At 42.9% G+C, this 24,355-nt stretch carries 19 protein-coding genes; 6 read left to right on the forward strand and 13 right to left on the reverse strand.

Annotated features, from left to right (window positions below):
- Window positions 1-17 precede the first annotated feature (17 nt).
- From ABIX36_RS21985 to ABIX36_RS22000, 4 genes are all read right to left on the reverse strand, one after another.
- Entirely contained in the window at window positions 18-3,137 is a 3,120-nt protein-coding gene (locus tag ABIX36_RS21985; protein WP_348084317.1) for a TonB-dependent receptor, read from the reverse strand.
- A gap of 666 nt (window positions 3,138-3,803) precedes the next feature.
- Window positions 3,804-4,991, reverse strand: coding sequence for a glycoside hydrolase family 2 TIM barrel-domain containing protein (locus ABIX36_RS21990; RefSeq protein ID WP_348084318.1), 1,188 nt, complete (start codon window positions 4,989-4,991; stop codon window positions 3,804-3,806).
- Window positions 4,992-5,239: 248 nt separating this feature from the next.
- Window positions 5,240-5,863 (reverse strand): sugar-binding domain-containing protein, encoded by a 624-nt coding sequence (locus ABIX36_RS21995; protein WP_348084319.1) that lies wholly within the window; start codon window positions 5,861-5,863, stop codon window positions 5,240-5,242.
- Window positions 5,864-6,361: 498 nt separating this feature from the next.
- On the reverse strand, window positions 6,362-6,727 hold the full coding sequence (locus ABIX36_RS22000) for a glycoside hydrolase family 3 C-terminal domain-containing protein (protein ID WP_348084320.1): 366 nt from the start codon (window positions 6,725-6,727) through the stop codon (window positions 6,362-6,364).
- A gap of 68 nt (window positions 6,728-6,795) precedes the next feature.
- Here ABIX36_RS22000 and ABIX36_RS22005 point away from each other — a divergent pair, with 68 nt between their 5' ends.
- Complete coding sequence (locus ABIX36_RS22005) at window positions 6,796-6,927, forward strand: hypothetical protein (protein WP_348084321.1); 132 nt, start codon at window positions 6,796-6,798, stop codon at window positions 6,925-6,927.
- A 27-nt stretch (window positions 6,928-6,954) separates the two neighbouring features.
- On the opposite strand, the gene ABIX36_RS22010 is transcribed toward ABIX36_RS22005, so the two are convergent.
- From ABIX36_RS22010 to ABIX36_RS22040, 7 genes are all read right to left on the reverse strand, one after another.
- Window positions 6,955-7,698, reverse strand: a complete 744-nt coding sequence (locus ABIX36_RS22010; protein ID WP_348084322.1) for an SDR family oxidoreductase — start codon at window positions 7,696-7,698, stop codon at window positions 6,955-6,957.
- Between the two features lie 821 nt (window positions 7,699-8,519).
- The gene (locus tag ABIX36_RS22015) at window positions 8,520-10,094 is read right to left on the reverse strand and encodes a hypothetical protein (RefSeq protein ID WP_348084323.1); all 1,575 of its coding nucleotides are present in this window, start codon (window positions 10,092-10,094) and stop codon (window positions 8,520-8,522) included.
- Between the two features lie 23 nt (window positions 10,095-10,117).
- Window positions 10,118-12,475 carry a hypothetical protein gene (locus ABIX36_RS22020; protein ID WP_348084324.1) on the reverse strand — a complete coding sequence of 786 codons (2,358 nt, stop codon included), beginning with the start codon at window positions 12,473-12,475 and terminating at the stop codon, window positions 10,118-10,120.
- A 12-nt stretch (window positions 12,476-12,487) separates the two neighbouring features.
- Window positions 12,488-12,985: a hypothetical protein gene (locus tag ABIX36_RS22025; RefSeq protein ID WP_348084325.1), complete on the reverse strand. Its 498-nt coding sequence runs from the start codon at window positions 12,983-12,985 to the stop codon at window positions 12,488-12,490.
- Window positions 12,986-12,994: 9 nt separating this feature from the next.
- On the reverse strand, window positions 12,995-14,965 hold the full coding sequence (locus tag ABIX36_RS22030) for a hypothetical protein (protein WP_348084326.1): 1,971 nt from the start codon (window positions 14,963-14,965) through the stop codon (window positions 12,995-12,997).
- Between the two features lie 78 nt (window positions 14,966-15,043).
- Entirely contained in the window at window positions 15,044-17,107 is a 2,064-nt protein-coding gene (locus ABIX36_RS22035; RefSeq protein ID WP_348084327.1) for a hypothetical protein, read from the reverse strand.
- 56 nt (window positions 17,108-17,163) lie between these two features.
- The gene (locus ABIX36_RS22040) at window positions 17,164-18,537 is read right to left on the reverse strand and encodes a hypothetical protein (protein WP_348084328.1); all 1,374 of its coding nucleotides are present in this window, start codon (window positions 18,535-18,537) and stop codon (window positions 17,164-17,166) included.
- A 249-nt stretch (window positions 18,538-18,786) separates the two neighbouring features.
- Here ABIX36_RS22040 and ABIX36_RS22045 point away from each other — a divergent pair, with 249 nt between their 5' ends.
- The 4 genes from ABIX36_RS22045 (at window position 18,787) to ABIX36_RS22060 (ending at window position 22,167) form a co-directional block, all read left to right on the forward strand.
- On the forward strand, window positions 18,787-19,302 hold the full coding sequence (locus tag ABIX36_RS22045) for a hypothetical protein (RefSeq protein WP_348084329.1): 516 nt from the start codon (window positions 18,787-18,789) through the stop codon (window positions 19,300-19,302).
- A gap of 685 nt (window positions 19,303-19,987) precedes the next feature.
- Entirely contained in the window at window positions 19,988-20,728 is a 741-nt protein-coding gene (locus ABIX36_RS22050; RefSeq protein WP_348084330.1) for an ATP-binding protein, read from the forward strand.
- Between the two features lie 61 nt (window positions 20,729-20,789).
- The gene (locus ABIX36_RS22055) at window positions 20,790-21,458 is read left to right on the forward strand and encodes a response regulator transcription factor (RefSeq protein WP_348084331.1); all 669 of its coding nucleotides are present in this window, start codon (window positions 20,790-20,792) and stop codon (window positions 21,456-21,458) included.
- A gap of 133 nt (window positions 21,459-21,591) precedes the next feature.
- Window positions 21,592-22,167 carry a hypothetical protein gene (locus tag ABIX36_RS22060; protein ID WP_348084332.1) on the forward strand — a complete coding sequence of 192 codons (576 nt, stop codon included), beginning with the start codon at window positions 21,592-21,594 and terminating at the stop codon, window positions 22,165-22,167.
- 485 nt (window positions 22,168-22,652) lie between these two features.
- Here the strand turns inward: ABIX36_RS22060 and ABIX36_RS22065 are convergent, their stop codons facing one another.
- Window positions 22,653-23,246, reverse strand: a complete 594-nt coding sequence (locus ABIX36_RS22065) for an MBG domain-containing protein (RefSeq protein ID WP_348084333.1) — start codon at window positions 23,244-23,246, stop codon at window positions 22,653-22,655.
- Window positions 23,247-23,295: 49 nt separating this feature from the next.
- On the opposite strand from ABIX36_RS22065, the gene ABIX36_RS22070 reads away from it, so the two are divergent.
- The gene (locus tag ABIX36_RS22070; protein WP_348084334.1) at window positions 23,296-23,502 is read left to right on the forward strand and encodes a hypothetical protein; all 207 of its coding nucleotides are present in this window, start codon (window positions 23,296-23,298) and stop codon (window positions 23,500-23,502) included.
- Between the two features lie 236 nt (window positions 23,503-23,738).
- Here the strand turns inward: ABIX36_RS22070 and ABIX36_RS22075 are convergent, their stop codons facing one another.
- A complete protein-coding gene (locus ABIX36_RS22075) occupies window positions 23,739-24,254 on the reverse strand; it encodes a hypothetical protein (protein WP_348084335.1) in 516 nt (171 codons plus the stop codon).
- Between the last annotated feature and the right edge of the window lie 101 nt (window positions 24,255-24,355).

Raw genomic sequence — 24,355 nt, forward strand, 5'->3', positions numbered from 1 at the left:
GTCTTTTTCGTTATATTTTAAAATCCTACTTGTATTCCCGCTATAAAAGTCCTCGCCTGGGGTAGTTGTCCGTTATCTATACCACGACCAAAAATAAAGTTACTGCCGCTTACTTCCGGATCATAACCCTTGTAACCTGTTATAGTGAACAGGTTTTCAGCAGCTGCAAAAACCCTTAACCTGCTTAGCACATTGCCAGAAAACGCCCTTAAGGTAGTTTTTGAGAAAGTATAACCCAGCGTTAAGTTACGGGCACGTAAATAAGCGCCATTTTCGGTAAAAAAGTCCGATGGACGCAAATTGCCCGATGAAGTAACGCTTTGGCCGGCTCTTGGTAAAGTAGCCACATCGCCGGGTTTCTTCCAGCGGTTTAGTATCGCGGTTGTAGCATTATGCCCGGTTGAAGCGTTTTCGGTAAAAAACTTAAGGGCGTTGGCCAGTTCTATACCCGCCACCCCGGATATCACCAGGTTGATATCAAAGTTTTTATAGCTGCCGCTGAAGTTAAACCCGTAAATAAACTTTGGAATGGCGCTTCCCAATACCTCCTGATCTTTTACATCTACAATACCGTCGCCATTTAAATCCTTAAACAAAAAATCGCCGGGCTTTACACCCGTCTGGTATTGAACTGTGGCATTGCCCGTTTTTTGACGAGCGACCATATTAAACGCATCAATTTCGGTTTGTGTACTTGCCACATGATCGACCCGGTAACCATAAAAAGCGCCAATTGGCGAACCCTGCTGGGTTAGCGTAAGGCCATTCAAATTATTAAAAGCGCCGCTGATAATTGGCGTTTGCGACAGGTTGCCTAATGACAGTGTTTTGTTTTTATTGTAGGAGCCGTTTGCACTGATAGAATACTTAAACTCGTGGTTACTGTTACTCCGGTACGATACCTGCAATTCAAAGCCTTTATTTTCTGCATCGGCGGCATTTGATGTTAATACACTCTGTATCCCATTTATACCGCCAATACCTACGCTGGTTGGTATGGGTACATTAACAATTAAACCATGGCTTTTACGATTGTAATAGCCGGCATTAACTGTTAGCTGATTGTTCAGAAAACCTAAATCAAGGCCCAGGTCCGTTTGATCCGTCTGCTCCCATCGCAAATTCGGATTGGAAATAGTTGCCACGGTAACACCGCCCACAAAGGCCTCGTTGGTGCCTAAGGAGTAAACCAGGTTACCATTCGGATAACCGCTATAGGTAAATACATCGGTTACCCCTAAATTGAACTTATTGTTACCTGTGCGGCCCCAGCCCGCACGCAGCCTGCTGTCTGAAAGGAACGGGAACGCCGACTTTATAAAACTTTCCTCGGTAAACTTCCAGGCAAAGCCTACACCCGGAAAGTTACCATATCTGTTATTGGTACCAAAGTTTGACGACCCGTCTCTGCGAATACTGCCCGAAAGAATGTACCTGTCATTAAATGTATAAATTAAACGCCCGTACCAGGATTGCGCACTGCCAAATTGTGTACCGTAGCCCGATCCATTGCCAGTTGTAGTAACAGTAGGAGCAACACTGATATCCTTGATATTATCGTTGGTAAGGCCCGTACCCAAAACAGTGAGCGCTTTATTGTACCCCGCATCAATATAACTTGTTCCTAATGTGGCGGATACGTTATGCAAGCCAAAGGTTTTATTATACGAAAAGTAATTCTCAAAAGTATAGGTAAATGACGTACCGAATGAACGGCCCACCTGCCTGCCGTAAGCCAGTTTGTTGGATGCCACGTACGGATATTGGTACGAATCTGAATTACTGGTATTGTAGGTTCCTGCAAGCTGCGACCTGAACGTAAGGCCGCTTATTAGCCTTAATTCGCCAAAGACCTGCGGATATAAGGTTAAACTATTGCCTTTGTTTGATTTAACACCCAAATCCTGTAACGGGTTGCCCACATTACTGTTATCATCAACATTGGTAACTATTGAATAGCCCCCCAACACATCAGGATCATATACAGGCTTATATGGGGCGTAAGTAATAGCGCTTACAATGCTGGCCGCCTGCCCCTTTGCCTTGTTATATCGTAAATTTAAAGTTTGGCCAAAATGGAACCGCCCCAGCTTTTCATCAAGCGAGAACCTCGTGAACAACCTGTCGTTTTGGTAACTTCTGACTATGCCTTGCTGCGTCATGAAACTCATTGATAAGTTATATAAGACCTTATCGCCCCCACCGCTAACATTCAGGTCGTTTTCTGTAGTGTAAGCTGTTTTAAATACTTCCTTTTGATAATCCGCACGATCAACCAATACATCGGGCGTATTTAATTTAGCGGGCACGGCAATATTGGTAGTGGCGGCAATATCTTTAAGCAGGTCCACGTAGTCGGCGGCTTTTAAAATATCCAATTGCCGCCATGCTTTTGAGATGCCTGCCTGCGAATTAAAGGTAACTTGTGTAGAGCCGGCTTTTGCTTTTTTTGTTGTGATAATTACTACGCCATTGGCGGCTGCGACACCATATATGGCGGTTGATGATGCATCTTTTAAAACAGTAATAGTTTCTATGTCCTGCGGGCTTATGGTACTAAATACATTACCATCGCCTTGTATGCCATCAATAACATAAAGCGGATCTACACTTGTGAAAGACCCCGTTCCGCGTATGATTATTTGCGAATTAACCACCTGCACCCCGGGCATTTTGCCCACAAGCAATTGTGAAGCGCTTAACGCCGTATTGGCACCGGCTTCTTTAGCAGACACCGTATTAACCGCTCCAACCAAATCTTTTCTGCGGGCAGTTCCGTAGCCGATAACTACAACTTCATTCAATGCTTTATTATCGGGCTGTAAAATAATATTAACTTCAACCTGTCCGTTTACGGCTACCTCCTGCGTAGTAAAACCAACCATCGAAAAAATAAGCGTTGCGTTGGCACTTACAGTGATGGAAAACAATCCGGAGGACGAAGCCATCACAACATTTTGTTTCCCCTTTTCGGTAATCGTTACACCAGCTAAGGGCTGGTTATTATCGCCCGAGATCACCTTCCCTTTAACACTTAATGATTGCGCAAACAGCGGACCGCAAATAAAAGTCAGGAGTATCGGTATTACATAATACCTGATTTTTTTTAGCAGATTTTTTTGATTAGTAATTTTCATTCTCATAATTAATTGGTTTTGATTGGTTATTGGTAAATCCACGTTTGGATTAAACAAATCAACCACTTATCACATTGGTTTACTTGTCCTATTCATCATATCTTTTTACCTATTTATCATAACAAAGCATCTAATACCGATTATTATTAAATCAGTCAGCCATGTTCAAAAAGATTTAGAATAGTTGATAGGGTTATAAGCATTATAGATCTCCTCCACAATCAAACACTTATACAAACGGCAATTGTTTAGCTTAAATGAGTCCCGTATGTACACACAAAAGTGACGTTTACCACCAAGCCATCACGATAATTACGGCTACCGTATTATTGCAATGAAACACCCCCAAAGCATTTAGCGTTTGAGGTTAGTTTCAGGAACTGGTTGAAAACTTCTGTGAGTGAAAAATAAACGGTTGCAAAGGCAGATGGCCGAAATCCGCGGTGGGATGATAACTCCGGGCCGTTAATAACAACGTTTTAGGCGGTTAAAATAGATTCGAAACAAAATGAGATTATACCACCCCATCTGTCGGACTTAAGTGCACGGGGCAAGCTTTTATCGGGTAGTGATGGCATTAAAGTAAAAGAGTTGGTTACATCCTGCATCAATGGCCTGCGTTGCTCTCTAATCCGAGCATTAAACGGCAGCTTTAGTCTTAAAAATTCAGTTTAATATCCAAATGCAGGTATCTTCAACTGTTTTACCCCGGTGTTTAGCCACCATTTTAATGGTATTCTTCCCTTGGTGTAGCTTTACCTTCTCCCAAACCATCCTGTTCAGTCCATCGTTGATATTAACACCAGCCGATACCCCATTTATAAATAGCTCTGCTTTATTTAGGTTGCAAAAGGCCTTTATCTGTGTGGCGCTTTCTTTTCTATCAGCATTCCGCCGACCCGCTATATAAATCATGGGTTCCGGGTTCCAGTTGGCTTTATAAAAATAGAACGCATCCTTTTTTATAGCCCGGTCATACGTAACCAACCCTTTGTCGTTTATGCCGTTAGCTATGCCCTCGGTCCGTACTGATGAGCCGAAGTCCGCCAGCACCCATATATATTTACCCCATACAAACGGCCTCGCCACCAGCTGTTTCCAGCTTTGTTCATGAAACAACGTTTGCCATTCTTCGGGATGGAACCTGCCGGTTGGCGATGGCTGGGTTGCGTTTTCCTGGTGCTGGAAAGGACTACCACCCGCGCCATATTCACTTATAGCAAAAGGCTTTTGAGGGAACTGACGGTGCGTTTTATCAGCCCATACGCCCAAATCGCCGAAGCTGGAGCCGTACCAGCCAAAATATTTGTTCCATGCAATTACATCGCTAACGCCATTGTAAGTATCATCATCTTTAAGCGATGCGCAGGTAGTGATGCGGCTTGGATCTTCAGTTTTGGCTATTACATTCAGGCTGTCTAAAAATGGTACAGGGTTATCATAATCCAGCTTCAGCTCGTTGAACAGCCCCCAGAAACATACCGACGGATGATTGAAGTTCTGCCGGATCATCTCAGTAAGCACTTGTTTGGCCTGTTGATGAAACTCCGGGGTTTTGATATACCCAGCACCTGTATAACCGCCAGGACCAACAAAGGGTATCTCGCTCCAGACCACTACGCCTGTAGAATCGCATAATTCGTATAAATATTGCTGGTGCGGATAGTGTGTAAACCGCAGGGCCGTAGCGCCAACTTCTTCTATCAGCTGCATATCTTTATACAAATCGGCAGTGGTTAAGGCAGAGCCCTTGCCCGCTACGTCTTCGTGCAGCCCGAGGCCGTGCAGATCCAGGTATTTCCCGTTCAGGAAAAATCCTTTGCCAGCATCAACGCTAAAGTATCGTAAACCCAAAGGCTGTACAACTTCATCAATAACCTTATCCTTATATAATAGTTGTACACGTGCCTTGTATAAATACGGATCGGCTTTACCATTCCACAGGTGGGGATTCTCTATAACAATGCTTTGGTTAGCGCCATCTTTATCTCTGCCGGTTAACGCAGTTGTAGTTGTGGTAACTATCTTATGATGATTGTCGAAGATAGTTGTTTTGATCGCTAACGAGTCGGTATATGTTGTTGATAGCTTGGTTACGACAGTTACTTCCGCTTTTTTTGAAGAGACATTTGTGGGAACGAGGTAAACACCCGGCGAAGCATTGTCCAGCGGGGAAATGCAATTTTTGAAGTGACAAGCAGGTTTACCTTCCTATGTAGCCCTCCGTAAATATTAAAGTCGCCCGTAAGCGGCAGTACGTCCGTACGGTAAGTATTACTCACCTGTATGGTTATATAGTTTTCGGCACCTAACTTTACAAAACGGGTAATCTCAAAATAGAAGGCAGTATAACCGCCTTTGTGCTCGCCCACGAAACTGTTATTTACAAACAACGTAGCAACCGAATTTGCACCTTCAAAATACAGGAACAGGCGATTATCTTTCTTATCTGCATCTACCAGGATTTTCTTTTCATATATCCCGGTTCCCCGCTCATAATTCAGCACTCCTTTTTCCACCTCTCCGGCATCCCAGGTATGCGGCAGGTCCACCGTTTGTTTCTTTGGAGTTTGGCTTACGTCATAGTTGTAATGAAACTCCCAGGCAGAGTTTAGTGGGATAACCTCCCTTGGTGTTGCAGCCTGGGATTGAGCCAATACATTGCTGCCACTAATAAAACCGGCAAGCAAAAAAACTAACGCTATTTTAAACGAAATTTTCATCATAATTTGAACCATCTGTAACATAGTTTTGTATTTTGGCCTATCATCAGTTAAGTTGCTTATTGGCGGCAACTTGCTGAAAGCCCATGTCCTATCGCAGCACTTGTCGGCTACTTATTACATAGAGCAAATAACCGTAAAAATTGGGCCCTTTATTTGTCGTAATCGTCATTTCTTTTGACCTATTTATCATTACCGTTAGAGAATCAAGTCGTGTTTTGGCGATACCAAAACGACTTGCTCACCTTCAATGCTCACTTCGTTCACGTGGTGGTTCAGTCTTATAAAGACCTATAAGAGACCTCAAATAAACAGTGCATGGTAAGCTACTGCCAATCAACAGATATTCGTTAAGGTACAAATTCCTCCCGTAGTTCCGCATCAAACTACTCAGCCTACAAAACGCCCAAAAGATTGCATTATTGGGGTGACCTTTCTGAACTCCAATATATCATAGTGTTCGGGCAGGATTCCGCTCACCTTTAAAACTTCATACACGCTTTACTTGTCGACTATCCTATTCACAAGCAGTTTACCCTGATAAGTATTTAAGGCAGAAGCAGGTGAGTCATTTAGCGAGACAGGAAAAGTGAATGGCAAACGGCCCGATGGGTTCAGCACACCTTTTAAGACATCTGCAAGTGCATTACCGGCCTCCGATCCATTAAACCAGGACCAAACAATAGTATAATTTGACTCTTTGATTTCATTCAGATCGTATGGGGCGCTGGCCATAATTACAATAACAGTATTAGGACTGGCGGTACTAACCGCATTAACCAATGCCTGCTCTCCAAAAGGCAGCGCCAGATCTCTACGATCATGACCTTCGCTTTCATATGAGTCGTTAGATACATCAAAACACACTCAACAATCAAACGAAAGAAAGGAGCGGAATACGATGACCTGACGTTTCCTTTTTAACCCAATCGCGATTGAAAGACGACGAAAAAAACAACTACAATGTGAGCGGAAGCTTTAAGAGCGGGTTTGATTTGATGCTGATTTTATGTGCGGTTGCTATTGTAAGTGCAGTTATGGTGCGGCGCTTCGCTCCAACTACTTAAATCAAACCCTACAGGATGTTCCTCTATTTACTGGCAAGTATACCCACCATCTGCAGCGATCAATGCCCCGGTGATAAAAGAACTGTCATCTGAGAAAAGGAAACGAACAGTGTTGGCAATTTCCTCTGGCCGGCCTACACGCCCCAGGGGTTGAGCGCTATCCAGCGCAGCATATACTGCAGATGCTTCTTGTCCCGACTGGTTAACAAATTGTGCCACTGCATTATCAAGTAATGGTGTCTGAATTGTTCCCGGGCAAATACAGTTCACCCTTATATTAAACGGAGCGTAATCTATAGCAGTGCTCTTGGCAAGTTGGCCTATAGCTCCCTTGGTCATTCCATATACAGCGCTGCTGCCTTTCCCTACAAAACACTGGTCAGACCCCATCAGCACAATACAGCCTTTTTCCTGTTGTTTCATCAGGGGGATCACCGTTTTTAACAGGTAGAAAGTACCCATCAAATTAATGCCTACCAATGTTTCCAGTTGCTCGTAACTGGTGTCTTCAATATTGGCGAAAAGATGCCGCCCGGCATTTGAAAATAGAAAGTCGATTCTTTTTTCTTTATCATAGATCGTTCTGATAGCTTGCTCCACACTTAACCTATTGCTTACATCACAATTAATAAAATAGGGGTCGGGTTGCTCAGATGGCACATTGTCAAGGTTGTACACCAGGCTGCCCTCATTTCTTAAGAGTTGCAGGGTGGCCCGGCCAATTCCCGAGGTGGCACCGGTGATAATGGTAACCGTATTTTTCCATTCCATAAATTTGATTTTTAATTACCCCATAGGGGGGTGCAAGCAAACGCCCCGGACCCTGGTACGTGGCGGTTAAGACAAATCCGTACGCAATATAACCGGTTGAAGTGAATATTCGTCTAATTTTGAACTACTGACTGTTCCATCAAAATATTCTTAAACAAAAAGCCTCTCAGATTTTATCCAGTCGACTTTATCAGCTCCCCTTAAATAAGCTACTGCAAAGACTATAAGCCCTAAAATAACAATTATCATGAGAATGATTCCGAAGGTAAGTGACAGGTACATGATGGTCACTATGTTATAATGATTCAATTCGATATTTCTTGCAGCACCAAATGAGGAGATGAAGTTTAATGCAGCAATTAAATTACCACCCTTTGTAATGACCCCCTCAAAGTTTCTTCCCAGCGCAAGAGTTAGTTTGATTTTTACCTATGTCATATTCAGTTTTAAATGCAATTCACCATGATGGCTTAATTAGGTTTTTATTGATAACGTTGATCTGTTATACTGGTTTGCGCATCCGCTTCTTTAAACTGTAGTTTAATACTTTTCCTCGATTAGTCAATTGTTTGGTCGAAATAAAATAATGTAGTAACAATTATAATAAGATAATTATGACTGAATACTTACTTGTGTAAGGTACTGTGTACATTGGCTATTTAGTGTTATCTTAATTTGTAAATGTTGTAAAGCAAGCAAAGCATTATTTCCAATTCTTATCTGTTTCAACCATTTAATGATGAAACATACACATTATGAATGGTTGAGGGAGCAATTGCTAACCCTCAATCAGTCATAATATTCATTCAAAACAAGTATCCTTAAAGCTTAGGTAAATAATAAGTTTTTCCTCCGTCCTCAAACACTATATTCTCGCCGGATGGCTGCCCTTGATATTCCGGTTTTGCTACATATTTGCTGAAGGCATTACCTGCAAATTTTTTGAGGTAACCAACCAATACGCTGTTCTTTTTTAGATTACCGGCAAAAATGTAGATGATCTTAGATACGTCGCCACCGGTATCCTTGTAGTTTTGCGGATGACCATTCCACCCATAGGCTGGCAGCCACCAGTTAAAGTGGAACATGAGCTGTACGGCATCTTTGCTCCATTTACTTGCATTTACATGCGCGATTAAATTTGCGTTAAAAGTTTTAACAAAGTTCCATTGTGCATCTAAGAAAACTTCTTTGTACTTATCGTTCAATGATATGTCTACCAGGAAATCAAGAAGCTTCTTATCAGCTTTAATAATTTGAAGGGCAAAGCTTCCTTCTTTAACGCAGTTTTGGGTGGTGTCAACCACCTGTAGTATGCCATTTGCATTTAGGGCTACACCAACGTTATTAAACTCGGTTTGTATATCACTATGGGCGCCGAACACACTTTTAAGCACTTTGGCAATATTGGCGCCTGCTACTCCCCGTCCCCAGGTAACCACCATATTATCATAGGTATTAATTGAGGTGTAACTGCCTTCGCTCCTTAGTTCTTCCCAGATCCATGCCTCTACAGTATTGGGTTGTATAGATGCCGGCTGCGGCTGAGGTTTGCCCGAGAACGGATCGTACATATAACCGTTCTTTACCTTATTTTTATCAGTAAGATGATCTGGCACGTTCGCCCGGTTGGCTTTAATAGCTGTGATAAAAGTTGCCAGCTCATCACCGGGAGATGTAACCGGCGACTGGCTCAAATTGCCGGGCCATGCCACAGCAACCGGCGGTGTGCTAACAGTGTTTGTTTCTTCGGTCCCGGCTTCCTGTCCATCGTTATGTACTGTCTCATTCTCAATTTCGTGGCTTTCATGTTCTTCCTCTTCGGAATTACCTTCCCCGTTCTCAGATTGCTGACCTTCGGTAGTGTTGCCTTCTTCCGTATTATTTTCCTCATGCTCAGCTTCCTGCCCTTCGATGTTAGCTCCCTCCTCTGTGTTGTTTTCTTCAGTTTCAGCTTCCGGGCCTTCCGTATTATTTTCATCTACGGCGCTTTCATCTGAATTGGTATCATCTTCAGGGGTAGCGTTCTCATCGGTTGTTTCCTCGCCCGAGCCATTGTTTTCGTCAGTTGCGCCTTCGTCAGAGCCGGTATCTTCGTCAGAGGTAGGGTTTTCGTCGGTTGCGCCTTCATCAGAGTTCGTTTCCTCATCCGAGGTAGGGTTTTCGTCAGTTGCGCCTTCGTCAGAGTTCGTTTCCTCATCCGAGGTAGGGTTATCGTCAGTTGCGCCTTCGTCAGAGCCGGTATCTTCGCCTACAGTAGCATCCTCATCAGTGGCACCGTCTTCGCCGTTGGTTTCTTCACCTGCATCTGTTGAGGTGTCATCAACAGGTTGTTCGTCATCGCCGCCCTCGTTTTCATTTATGCCGGGGCTTCTGTAAAATAGTTGCTGTTTCATGGTTTTATATTGTTAAGTGTTGTTTAGTTTAATCCTAATGATGTGGCGGTAAGATTGATCACCTTGCCTATTCTGTTGATGTCATCAATCAGCACCGGGTCTGTTGCTAACTGAGCTGTACCATCTGTGAATGATATCACTGTGTAATAAATGGCCGACCAGTTACTTAAGTAATTAGCTACAGGCAAAATAAAAGGGATGTGATTTATAGCTCCGTCTTCGGTAATGCTCTTTGTTGCGGATGTAAGCACGTTCGCCGGGTCTGTATCTCCGGATTTGGTGATGCTGATGTTAAAATCTATTTGCTTTATGTTGTGCTTGGCAAACAAGCCTGTATTATTGGTTACAATAATACTGTCATCAACCTCATCGGCGTTAAAACGCAACTCTTTAAGAACCTGCTTTACGTAGTCATCGTTTGCTTTATAAGCGTAGTTTAAATCGCTTACATTGGTAATTGCCGGGCCAAAACTTAAAGCTGAAGTTGCTACCGTATTGTTACCTTCAATCAATGCAGCAGGAGTAACATCTGCGGATGTCCCGTTGTTAATGTAGCTATTGATAATTACATCATACAAGCTGTTGTTAGATAGGTATTTGGCATCGTTGGCAACATCTACCATATAACGCAGGGCATCGCCGGTAACTGTAAACAGGGATAGCTTAACTGCAGATTGCACAACAATATCTGCAGGGGTATCAACTTTCCAGACAAGTTTATCTACCAGGCCGCCGGCCGTTGCTTTTAGCAAACCTGCTATAGTTGCAGCTGTACCATCATGAATAGGCACTTGCTTAAACTCAATATGAAATATGTTTAAGCTATCAGCTTTGCTAGTAGCAGTACCCTGGTTTACTGCCTCTACTACCGGGATGTTGTGCCCGTTAAATAATTGCTGATCCTGTGCGTTATCTAAAACCTGCGGATATTCTATGTAGATATCATTAACGGTCTTTCCCAGGTTTTGGGGCAGGTTTTTTACGATCAGTTCCTTTATTTTACGAACCTGCCATGCCGATAAATTAGGTGCAACATTAAACTTAAAGTTCGCGGTTGATTTGCTTATACCATCCGCATCGTTAAAATCTACGGTAGTATTAAGATATGCCGATGGAACAAGCTGCCCGGTGTCAGACGGATCTTCTAAAACTATCAGGTACTGCTCTGGTACAATCAGGTAGTTGTTATTTAACTGGTTCCGGTAAATAGCGTTTATGCCATAATGCTGTTCTGAAAGCGAACCCGTTAAGATAGAAAATGGTGCATAAGTGTGTTTCCTTACAATGCTGGTATCAAAAGGAGGGTTACATCCAAAAACTGTTTGGCTATCGCCATCTGTAACTATGTAATTGTTAGGATAAGTTGCACAATCAAAACTTACAGGTATAATCGTAAGATATGGCACATTGCCTACCTGTTCATATTTTGGCGCATCATCTTGTGGTATTACCTCCGGTTCGGGTTCGGGCGTATTGTTAATTTCCGGTTCTACATAAGGCTCAGGTTCCGGCTCCGTAGGGGTATTGTTCTCTGGTGCTACATAAGGGTCCGGAAGATCGGTAATCTCCGGCGTTTCAAACGGTTCCAAAGTTTTTAAAATGCGGCGATTTACAGAAAATGCCGGTTGCACTTCCAATGGTTTAAAGCGTGGCTTAAAAGTTATACCCCGGTTTAGCTGCACAAAATTCCGGAACTTGATTAATTTTTGCGGCGCTTCCTTTTTCCTGAAACCCCAGTAAGTGCCCTGAATAACAAGTGTACAAAAAGGTGATGATGTAGGGTCTGACAGGATCGTGTAGAGTTTTGTTAAAACGCCCAGGTCATCTGCATTAAAAGTTAAGGTGCAAACCGTGCCCGCTATTGCAACAACCGGTTGATAAGTAAGCACCTGCCCATTGGCCAGTTTAAAATTAAGAACTGCCGTAATGTTATTTAAGGGCAATACTTTATCCCCTGCCACCGTAACATCCTGATCTGGAGCCGGCAAATTGGTATCAAGGTTAATGGTTACGGTACCCGTATAATTATCAATAATGTTACCAGCACTATCGCTTGTTTTACCGTTTTTTATACAGGTAAAATTAAAGCCACCCTGTAATGCATCTTTTTTGGTAAAGGTTGGCAGGAGCCACTGCCCATTGCCGTGCACATCCTGGAATACGGTTGTAGCACCATCATCAAGGATAGGCCCGGTAACTGCTACCTCTGCCGGCATAATATAATCTACCCTTGGCACATCAGCAACTTCCTGAAAAGCTATCCTTGTATTAAGCCTTGCTATTGCAGCGCTAACCGTAGCAGTATCCGGCGGTGTGTTTGCTATAGGTTGTATCCGGGTAAAAAGCGCCGGGTTAATTTTGTTGAATCGAATGTTTGTCATTGTACTATCCCCCTAATTAATTGTTATGGTTACCAGGCAACTGGTGGTTGCATCGTTACTCACCTTTATCATGGTTTCTGACGAAAAGGTATCCGCAAGGCCCACCGCTTTTGCCTTTTGCAGGTTAAACTGTAGGGTATATCTCACCAATACCGTATCGTTGCTGTTACCGGCAAAAGCTGTTTTTAATATGCTGCCGCTATTACTGGCTACCCAAATCATCGGTTGCAAGGTTTGCCGATCGCTATTGAGCAAGGTGCCTGAGTTTTTAAAGGCAAAGTAGTTACTGCTATCCGGGTAACCGGTTTGCATTAATATCTTGTCAATCAGTGTCCCGTCAAAAGCATCTCCGCTATTCTCGTTAATGTATACTGATGCAGTGAAGGATATTTTGCCAAAAGCGTCGCTGCTTTGCTTCACCCTAAGGTCCAGCCGGGCTATAACACCCGGAATGGTTGGCCATTCCAGGTGTTGCTTATTGGTTTCTTCTATTGTTTTTATTTGTGGCATGCTGGGTTATTAAAAGTCTACCAGGTCTTCAGCCGCTTTTTTAAGCTTTTCTATCTGCTCTTTAATATCAGCAGGTGGCAACGGCGTTTTGGCAATAAGCGGTACGCTACCGGCCATTTCAATCTCTTCGCCGGTGTAAGTAATGGATGGTATGCCCGGTACACGGCTTTCAATTATCAGGGTTACCTGGTAACTCCATTTTACGGCATCCTTAGGGTCGGCCGTAAAGGCTTCAAAAAATTGCGGGTTACCAAGTGTATCAGCCGTAAACCTTAGCGTAACCGGGTCGCGATCGAGCCTTTTAAAGGTGATCATCATTTTGGTACGGTCATCAAGCGTGGTATCCAGTTCAATAGGGCCAACACGCAGGGTGCCTAACACTTCCGCTTTTACTTCGATGCTGTGTTCTGAAGTAGCCTCATCTTCGATATTTATTGTACGGCCTGGCACCTCCACGTTAGTTTTTTCCAGAAAACGGATTTCGCGTTTAATATAAATGGTGCTTTGTTTATCAGCCGGCAGGTTATTTTGGCGTTCGAAATCAAAAATGATGATCCGGTCTTTAAACTGGCGGGTCCATATAGCCGGTGCGGTTGCTGTAGATTTTTCTGCACCCACATTATCCATGAACAACCCGGAATTTTTATATACGATAGCACCGGTACTATCGGGATACCCAACTTGCAGTAACAGCCTGTCTATTGGGTCGCCTCCGTTGCCGTTTTCGTCCGGCCAAAAAGCACGGGCAGATGCAATCACGTGGATCTTGCGGAAGCCTTCAGCCATGTGCACCGTATCAAAATACTTAGCCTCGTTGGCAGGGTCGTCTTTTAAGGTCTCATAAAAACCCATCAGGTGGGCAGATATGGTGTTATCTTTTATATAAGTTTCGTTGATCTCTTCCTGGAAATCAAGCTGTAAATGCGTCTCGTTGTGCTCAAATTTCAGCGCAAAGCTCACACCTATTGCGCCGGTATCGGCCGCCTTTGCATTTTCTACCTTTGGCGGTTGCGGATCAAAGATCACTTTTTGGGCCGCTTCCATGAACTTGTCGAAGGTTTTGTCTACCTGCGCCTCGTATTGCTTTTCGCGTTCGGGTGTCAAAACTTCGTTATCAATAGTGATTGATTTTTTGATGATACCCTTCTGAACTGCGCTGTTGAACGCGGCCTGTATTTCGCCTTTTACAAACAGGTATGATGCCTTTACATCAGCAGAAAAGTGGTTGTAAATTGCGCTCCAATCGCCATGGATGGATGCGCTGAAAGAGCCTGTGTAAAACTTATGCTTTAAGGTGTTATGCACAAATATCGGACTTGACGCACCGTGAAAGCCAGCTTCTAATAATTGCGCCGGGTACTGACCCACCATAGCAGTGTAAGCGTTATTACCTACCGGGTTAATGGTTCCTTTACCTTCGCCCTGCATTTTCCATAACCATGGGTTATCCGGTCTTTGCGTGTTGGGGTCGGCAATGTTTTCAGGCGATAAAGATGAAATGTAAACATCGTTATCTATAATTGGTACCACACCAAGGTCTACCAATTGAGTGTCGCCCCCGGCTTTAAACAACCTGTCGGCACTGTACCTTGGGTTGTTGGTGATGTTCTGTTTAAGCTCGGCAATAGCATTAGTAATAACGCTATCGGGTATTTTTAATGTAGATGTAAATGCCAGTACACCACCGGCCACTTCTAACTGCCCGGGCGAGGCCACCGCAATATTATCGTCTGCTGTTAAAACACCGGCAAATTTTGTAAAATGGAACATATAATCGCCATTCTCAAAACGGGCCATGCGGGGCGAATCCGGCAAGTACCAGAATTGAAGCGGCCTGCCCGCTGCCCGCAGCTGTTCATTAAACAGATCCGGAAATATGTTAAGCTGATAAGTATTCCCTTCTTCGTCGTTTTTTACAACCAGCATTCTGTTTGCGCCATAGTAAGGACCAATTGGCGTTCCTGTAAATTCGTAAGGCATGATCATTTAATTTTGTGGGTGAGTATTTTTGTTTGATAAACCTGCACGGTTTAACCGTGCAGGTTGCTGAGGAAAGGCTTAGGCATCAAGCTCGTCGAGCTGTTTAGACTTTTGCTTGTATTCCGTTAAACGGTCAAGCAGGCCATCGGGCATTTTAGGCAGGTTGATAGAGATGCCATTGGGGTAACTGCCAGACATTGCAACTTCGTCGCCTTCGTAAATAATGGCATCAAGCGGGCCGTAGCTTTTGTAAGTTACTTTTACCTTGTATGACCATTTCATTACCTGACCGGCATCAGCTGTCCAAATTTCAAAAGAGGGTTTTTCTGTGGCATTGTCGGCAGTGAACATGATGGTCGATGGCGAAAAGCCGTCTTTATTGAAAGTCACTTCAACCTGCATGTGCTTATTCAGATCTGCCGCCAGGTAGATTGGCGCTACCTTTAAGTGCCCTACCAAGTCCGCTTTGATCTCTACCTGCGTATTGGTGGTTGTTTCTTCGGGTATTTCAACAGTATTATCATCGTCTATTTTAACACGCTCATCTTCTTTGTAAGTGATGGTGCGCTTAATCGATATCTGGTTACGTTTGTCGGCAGGTACATTGTCATCTACCGCAAAATCAAATACGTATACCCTGTCTTTGTTATCCTTTGTCCAGATGGCGGGGGCAAAGTCTTCAGAAAGTTTGCCGGCCAGCGTATCATAGTACCTGCCGGAGTTACGATACTGCACAACGCCGTTTGAATCACGATAACCTACCGATAGCAGTAGCTTATCTAAAGGTTGTTGGATGGTTTCAGTTGGCCAGTTTGCCCTTGATGTTGCTATAACGTGGATTTTTTTGAAGGCATCACCCATGTTTACAAAGCTGAAGTACTCATCCTTTGCTTTAGGGTCTTTACTCAGCTCCTGAAAAAAGCCGCGCATATTGCCGCTTACTACGGTTGTTTTAAAATAGGGGCCTTGTATAACGGTGCTGTCTTCCATGTGGACGGTATCAGCAGAGAAGTTTTGGTTTAGTGCGTAGCTGTAACCATTATCACTGTCTTTCCAGCTATAAGTGGTGCTGCTTGATTTTACCAGGCCAAGCCATGATGATGACCTGTGCGATTGGATCTCTAACTGCCTTGATTTGGTTTCCGCAGCTTCGGCAGGAGCCAGTTGAACCGGCTGGCGGTCAAATATGAACTTTTTAACGTTCTCCATTATCAGCGCCTTGCCCTGGGCAGCCATATCGTTGTAAAGCTCCTTGTCCTTATCAGTTAGTTCTGCATCACCATAGGTGATGATCGTTTTGCAAAACCCGGATAAGTTGTTTTCTTCAAACATGCTATGGATGTTGCTCTGCGTCCAATTGTCTTTATACTTGGAATTTGTGGCATAGGCGCTATGGATCTTTGAATAATCTGCCACCACTTTGATCTCGATAGATGGGATATAAAAGCGCAGCTTAAGTGCATTTTGTACAAATAGCGGCCCGCTATCTCCCTTAAAGCCGGCTTCAACCAGCGCTGCAGGGAATTGGCCCATCATGGCAGTGCAGGCGTTTTTACCGTTCGGGTCAAGAGAGCCCTTACCGTCGCCCTGCATTTCCCAAAGCCATTTATCGCTGTCTTCCTGTTGTTTAGCAGGGTCGTTTATCTCATTAAGCGAGGCGGTAGATATGGCTACTATATTCTCTTCAACCGGCACAAAACCCAATTCAAAAGCTGGCGCATCCGGGTTTTTAAACATAAATAGCGGGTGGCTGTTGAGGCTGGCATTCTTTTTTATTTGTTGCGCAATCTGGTCTTTCAGGTTATCTATTACGCCCGGTGGCAACTCCAGTGTGGAGGTGAACGATACCATACCACCTGCCACTTCCTCCTGGCCCTTGGTGCCAATGTTGCTGTCTTCTGTTAAAATGCCGGAAAACTTAGTGAAATGGAACTGGTACTTGCCATCGTCATTCCTGGCCATCCTTACCGAGTTTGGCATTATATAGAAATGCATCGGTTTACCGGAGTTTTTAAGATCATCATTACAGATATCAGGGAAGATTTGTAAAGTATACGTTTCGCCTGCATCTGAGTAAGCTACCTGAACGGTATTTACGCCCCAAAGAGGGCCTTTGGCCGAGCCATTAAATTCTACATACATGGTAAAAAAGATTAGTGGTTATTAATTAGATTGAATGTTTATTTGATATTAACTGCTTACAATGGCGGGTTTGCCTCATAGTTAGTAGCCCCTATTTGCACATGATAGTGGTTGGCATGTGCTTTTCTGAGTGCAGCGTCGGGATGATCGGGGTGGCAAATGAAGGACGAAACCGTAGGCCGGTTGTATTCCAACATTCTATCGGCTTGTTCGCTATCGCTCAGCAGGTCATCCTGGTTTTGTGATTTATCCTGGCAGTGTTGCATAGTGTAGCCATAATAGTCGCGGGCCAGGTTGTAAATAAGGCCATCACTTTCCTGCAACCTGAAACAGGTTTTGCCGCCGCTGGTAACTTCGGGCTTTTTACCCCAATCGTTCAGGATGTTGAGCGTAAAAGGCGACCCGTCTGACTGCGTGCCCGCGAGGCCGCCAAAATCAATTGCCCTGCCGGTATTGTGGCAGTCAAAAAGGTGGTTTGGGTTACCGTGGCCTATGCCAATATGATGTACCTCGGTAACGGTGCAATTGTTATTTGGCCCCCAAACATCTCTAAACCAGGTAGTCATTTTGTAAAGGAACACGATCATGCGGGGGTCTATATTATCCATAAACCCTATCACCCTGGCAGTAGTACCGGTTAGATACTTAAACTGAATGCCGTTTATAACATCAGGCTTAATGCGATAGGCACGCACAACAGCTTTTGTTTCGCCATTGCCACTTATTACGTTAGTAACATTGGTTTGATTAACAGCGCCGCCGTTTATCTGCAACTGGGCATCAGGCTGGTTTATTAAATAATCTACAATTTGTAATGCCTGCCCTACGGTAATTTTACGGGTAGGGTAATCGTTACTCAGCCAGGTATCAATTTCAGATGGCACGGCCGGCGTTTCTTCGTTAGTAATCTCCTCATCTGAAGTGCTTTCTTCCTCAGTAGTAGTATTTTCTTCTTCAGGTATATTCTCTTCATCTGAAGTGCTTTCTTCCTCACTAGTGGTGTTTTCTTCTTCAGATGTATTTTCTTCTTCAGATGTATTTTCATCTTCTGATGTGGTGTTTTCCTCTTCTGATGTATTGGAGCCACCATCATAATATGCTTCTATGGCCCCATCTGTAGTTGTCCATGTAATAACACCGTTTGCAAATTCACTTTTGCGCGCAATAATTGCGTTATCCGTTGTATCATCCTGCTCATCGCTTACCGGGTAACCCAAATAACTTTGCTCTGCACCAAGGTATAGGTACCTTGCCAATATGTCGCCGTTCACCTCAAATGCGCCGTAATCCGGATGGTAATAAATGGTGCCACCATCATAAGACCGGCTGTACCCAACGCCGTCGGCCAAAGGCGTTTCATCAGTTATTGCTCCTCCAAGATCTACCCCCTGCGAGAGCAGATCATTGTATTTTTCATCAATTGCAGACATAGTAAAAAGTATTTATCTTTAGTTAATTATTTTGTTATCGCCTATTGTTCTCATAAGCGGACAATTCAAAGTTGAGGCAAATTCAATTGGAGGTAAACAGTAGGTATACTGAAAGTTATGCGTATTGCTACGTAGATATTTGCGTATAAATACGCATGGGTATGGCTGATGCTTTATTTACTTTTGGTTGGTATAATTAACTATAGATAAATTGTTCTGATAGCCCTGTAACCCACAAAATCGATGCATATGATCACTTTTAAATCTTCATTTACCCTGCTGGTGCAGGGAGTATTAACGGCAGCTTTGTTAACCGCATGCCAGGAACAAAAGCACGGTACCGGAGAGATACCCTATGACCAAAGGAATGCGCAAAGGCATGTTATATCTGTAAGTAAAGCAGTAGAATTAACTAAACGTTATCGCCAGGGGAAAATTGAGTTATTGAGACAACTTAGAAACCCCGATTATCTTGACAAAAGCTTTAGTATGCCCGAGGCAGAAATGTTTAACCGCGACGCAATTGCCTTATTGTTGAACCAAAAAGGAGCAAAAGGTATGCGTATTTATGTTGGGCAGGATGATAAAGGCCTTATCCGATTTGTGTTAGTAGGTGTTGATGCAAAGGGAGAGGATATCCTCGGCAAACGCGATACTTTGAAAAGAATGGCTTATACTGCTTCTTCCGACCGTTCTTCGGCGATCATATTGGAAGTGGGGCAGCGATGCCCGACATTGTGCAGCACTTTAAGCACTGTTAACTAAGCCTGCTTAGCATGAGAACAGTATTCACCTTTCTGTTGAGCGAGTCTATTCTGCTGCCCATTATAGTGGGTTTGCTTGCTATAAAAAAGATAAAAGACTGCTGGTTGCCATTTTTTTGCGTGCTATTAATGTCATTTGCAGCAGAGTTACTTAGTTATTACGACATTGAATATTTAAGGGCAAGCAATGCTTTAGTAATCAACATATACAGCTTGTGTGAATGCTGTTTAATAATTTATCAGCTTCATATTTTAAACAGCAGGCAGTCGCCTGTTATTTTCTATGGCTTAATTATAGTATGTGCCGTGTTTTGGCTTACGGAGAATATAGCTTTTAAAAACATCGACAATTTCAGCCCTTATTTTAGGGTATTATATGCCTTCCTGATCGTGTTATTAAGTATCAATTTAATAAACCGGTGTATGGTAGATCAGCGGAATAGCTTAGTCAAAAACCCGGTTTTTCTGTTGTGCCTTTCATTTATAATTTTTTTCATCTATCAAATAATTTATGAGGCATCTTTTTTTATAGGTTCAGACAAATCTGTAGTTGCTAATAAGATAATTGTACTATTTGCCTATGTAAACGCAGCTATTAATGTGATGTATGCCTGCACCATATGGCTTATTTACAGGTATAACTACGTTGCCTGCAGTAATAAGAAAAACAACTTTCAAAGTTATTAATGGAGGATAAATTATTTTACACCGTTGTTAGTACTTCAGTTATCATAGCGCTGATCATCATGTTTTTTGTGATATCAGTTGTAAGATATCACAGGCGTTATATACGATTGCAGAAAGATATGATACGCGCAGAAATAACCATGCAGGAATTAGAGCGCAAACGTATAGCAAATGATTTGCATGACAGCCTTGGCCCGCTGCTCTCCTCGGTAAAATTGTATATGCAAAGCATCGAAAATATCAGTGCAGAAAATAGGGAGTTGCTTAATATTGCTAACACACACATAGATGATACGATCACCGGGTTAAGGCAAATTTCTTACAACCTTTCGCCGGAAGGCCTAAGCAGGAACGGTTTGATAAAAACGATAGAAGAGTATCTTTTCAGAATAAACAACGCTAAAACGTTAGAAATTGATTTTGATGCTAAAATGGACATAAAGCTGCCCCAAACGATTGAGATTCACCTTTTTCGGATCATTCAGGAGATAGTGAACAACACTATGAAACATGCGATGGCCAAAAATTTGAGATTGATCATCGCTTTTGCAGGCAAGCAAGTTACGGTGATGTCTATTGATAACGGTAAAGGTTTTAACCCTACTGAAACCGGGAAAGAAACCAGGGGCTTAGGGTTGAGCAGCATCAGAAGCCGTTGCGAAATATTAAATGCCAGTTTAACGCTTACATCAGATGTAAATCATGGGTGTACCTATTTAATAAAAGTGCCTATCCATTAAGTTCTGATAACGTTAATTTTTAATTTTAGTTGAATAAAAGGTAAACTAATAAATCATAACCATGCATCATAATATTGATATTGTAATAGCAGATGATCATGAAATTTATCTGGATGGATTATCTTTAATGTTATCTCGCCAACAGGGATTTAATGTAGTTGGCCGGGCAAGCAATGGCGAGCAATTGCTGAATATTGTTAAAAACACCAACCCTGATGTGGTTTTGACGGATATTAAGATGCCTGTTTTAGATGGGATAGCCAGTGCCCGGCAAATGTTACAAGTTCAACCAGAACTTAAGGTTATCGCCCTATCTATGTTCAACGAAGAAAATCTTATAGTGGAAATGCTTGAAGCAGGGGCTAAAGGGTATTTGCTAAAAAACGCGCACAAAAACGAAATATCTGAAGCTATAACTACCGTTTACGAAGGCAAAAATTATTATTGTGCTAAAACATCAACCGCGCTTGCCGGTATGATTGTGCGCAGCAAATTCAAAGCAAGTACGCCGGAGCCAATTATTGACCTAAGCGAAAGAGAAAGAACCATTATACAGATGATCTGCCGGCAGCAAACGGCACAGGAAATAGCAGATACTGTTTATTTAAGCAAACGTACGGTTGAGGGCTGCAGGATTAAAATTTACGAAAAGTTAAAAGTTAAAAATTTAGGCGGGTTAATAATTTTCGCGCTAAAACATAAATTGATTTATGAGGACGACCTCATTTAATATTAGCTGGTCGCTTAAAAATTCTGACCTTGGATTACTGTTTCTTTAATCAACGAATGAGAATACACTGAGCGCAAAATAGTATGATCTGCTTAGTCACTTATAAATAAGGTCTTTATTAAATTATCTTTTTATGTCAGAAGAAAAAAACTTTTGGACAACACTGCCCGGAATTATTACCGGCTTAGCTGCAGTAGTAACTGCGGTTACCGGCTTAGTTGTGGCATTAAATGGGGCAGGTGTATTCAGCAAGCCGACAGGGGGAAACAAGGCGCCTGCTAAAAAAGATATAGTAGTGAAAAAAGATGCAGACAGCTTGCCTGGTAAACAAGCAGAGCAGCAAACGGTGGTTAAAAAAGTTAAACCGGTATTTGCTTTAACGGCTGTAAAAATTGAAGATCACGACTATAAAATACTTGGCTCATCACTTGAGGCCATAACACCGGAAACCAACTTGCTAAAAATTAAAATCAATTACAAAAACAACAGCAATTATTCTCCGGCTACCTTTTGGAACGAAGGGTTCAGGCTAAGTATTGATGGATCTCTTACCGCACCTTCGGGAGATTTAAGTGAACTGGTTGCACGCCACGCAGAACAGGTTGGGACCATAACTTTTGAGGTACCGAATAGTGTCAAGGATATAGCTTTGCACATCCTTGACGTTGAAAAAGATATATCAATTCCTATTAAACTGGTAACAAATTAACGGTTAATCATTTACGATACGCCGGCTATAAGAAAGATGTTTTCTTAGTTTGGGCTTTAGAAGTATTAACGTTCGTTGTTAAAAATCTGCTTAAGTCTATAAAATCAAGTTTCTGTAGACCGGTTTGTCTACATCTGAATCCTTAAGAAAAACCCAATTACTAATCAAAATAGTTGAAGAAAGGCCATTACCTGTAAAAAATATGTATAATGTAAATTCTAACTACTTTAATAGGAAATTGTATGGAATATAGTAAGTGAAAACAAAAAATCCACGAACTTTCCGTAAAGTTTCGAGGGTTTTGCAGTTTAGCGGGTACGGTTTTTTTGCGCCGAACATCAAATCCGCCGGGATTATTTTGGGCGATTGCGATGGAAATAAGATAGGGAATTCCTGGTCATCGAAACCAAACCATGCATCCGTTACGATTTGCTTTGTAGCATTAATATAATCCGTTGTTAGCTGATTTTCGTCAAAGGGCATACTTACTTCATCGTACCGTTCACATAAACGATTTCATAATTTGCCGCAGCCGCGCCCTGCACGACTATCGGGTAGTCCCCGGGGGCCGAGGAAATGTCCGCAGCCGTACTGACGGTCGGGGCGGTTTGAAGCGCCGAAGGCCCCTCGCTATAGGCAAAACCGACGTAGCTTACGGTAAGAACAGGATTGGCTATGTTACCCTGGCGTACCTGATGATCCGCCGTGATGGTCAGCGTTGCTGCTTGTACCAAAAATGTTTGCTCTACCGGGTCAGCAGGTAAATAGGCAGCATTGCCGGGCTGGCTTGCCCTGATCGTAACGGTCCCCGTGCCGGTAATGACCACCTTGCCGCCGATCATATTTGCCACCGCATGATCGCTGCTCGTATAATCAATGGGAATTGTCGGATTGGTACTGGTCGCACCCGGGAAAAAGGCGGCATCTCCATAGGTCCTGGCAGGTATCGGCGCAAACGTAATGGTTTGTGGCTGGGGCTCCTTCACTTCCAGCGGCCGGGTTACCGGCGTTGCTGCCAGGTATTCCGTATTGCCGGCCTGGCTGGCCGTGATGTTCGTTAAACCAGCAGCCCTGATCACGATCTTTCCGCTTACGATTTCCGCTACAGCAGGATGATCGCTGGTATAAATGACCGGGATCGTTTTATTGGTACTGGTTGCACCCGGGTCAAAGGTGGCATCGGCGGTTGTTTTTACCGGGATAGCAGGAAATGTATTTATTATACATAAACAGGAAATACATAGTGACGCAGTACATATTATTATGGGCTTTCAATTGGAATTAACCTACAAGTATTACAATGCCAGCTATACCTTAACCGACATTGTAATTTAAACTTGGTGGAAATTAGTTATCAATACATTCTTGTATGATAAAACCACTCACTGTTGCTTTGTCGAACATTTGATCATAGCATGTAAAAACAATTTTAGTTCCTTCATATCCGTCCGCTGCGGTACCGGAAGTGTCTGGCAGGCTGTATAAACCAGGTTTCAGGTTAGTAATTTGCGTAAACTGTGTTATGTTTTCTCCGGGGTCAAATATGCCTAAGGATCCATTATTCCCTTCAATTACGGTCCTTTGCCCATCATTGGTATTATATTGCCAACCAGTTGCGTGTCATTACGGAATCCCGGAATATTACCATTATTGATCTGGAGATTTGTCACTGAACTATACCAGTTAGTAGACATACCTTTAAGTTCTACACCGTTGATATAAATAACCACCCTAGATTGGTCACGCGGGCGAATCTTTAAAAATTCAAGGGGGTGGCTTATAGTAAAACGCACAATATTCCCGGGGTATGCTACCTGTGGACTAAGTATTGGGTTACTATCCGTATTCTTTGCAGGCATGATGGCATCTGCCTTTGCATTGTTTTTTTCTTCTTTGGTCGTATGAACCGTCGATATCTTGATTACTCTGGGCAACGGGGCTACCAGAACCGGGGAGTTATTATTACCCATCGTAACAGGAGTGCCTTGCACAGGCTTATCCTTAATAAGAGATGTCGTATCGACTGCCCCCAAAGCCAGGTTAAACGAGAAAAAAAACAACAAAAGCACAAGCAATTTACTATACATAAAAGCAAGAATTTAATGAATATGTGAAAAGGTCGTCCGGTCATGGGGGAACCGGTTTTGTAAATCTATGGATAATATTTTTGATAAACTGTAACTTAGAC

The sequence above is a fragment of the Mucilaginibacter sp. genome (assembly GCF_039925265.1).
Taxonomy (GTDB): Bacteria; Bacteroidota; Bacteroidia; order Sphingobacteriales; family Sphingobacteriaceae; genus Mucilaginibacter.